Origin of the sequence: Streptosporangium nondiastaticum (assembly GCF_003011965.1) — a bacterium.
GTDB lineage: Bacteria > Actinomycetota > Actinomycetes > Streptomycetales > Streptomycetaceae > Streptomyces > Streptomyces nondiastaticus.
In genome coordinates this window covers 1-381 of sequence record NZ_PXWG01000421.1, presented here as the reverse complement: position 1 = coordinate 381, position 381 = coordinate 1, and the positions used below count along the sequence as shown (strand labels likewise).

Annotated in this window: 1 protein-coding gene; it reads right to left on the bottom strand. The window is 67.5% G+C overall.

The window, feature by feature from the left end:
* Nucleotides 1–381, bottom strand: a 381-nt coding sequence (locus B7P34_RS36515; RefSeq protein ID WP_286157555.1) for a helicase-related protein, incomplete at both ends; no start/stop codon positions are given.

Sequence of the window (381 nt, the reverse complement as noted above, 5' to 3'; positions counted from 1 at the left end):
GCCGCTCTGGCTGTCGCCCAGCACCTCGCCGGCGCCGCGGATTTCCAGGTCGTGCATGGCCAGGTAAAAGCCTGAGCCCAGCTCTTCCATGTTCTGGATGGCGTCCAGGCGCTGCGCGGCCTGCTTGGTCAGGCCTTCCACATCGGGCACCAGCAGGTAGGCATAGGCCTGGTGGTGCGAGCGGCCCACGCGTCCGCGCAGCTGGTGCAACTGCGCCAGGCCGAACTTGTCGGCCCGCGTGATCACGATGGTGTTGGCGCTCGGCACGTCGATGCCGGTCTCGATGATGGTCGAGCACAGCAGCACATTGAAGCGCTGGGCCACGAAGTCGCGCATCACGCGCTCCAGTTCGCGCTCGGGCATCTGGCCGTGGGCGATGCC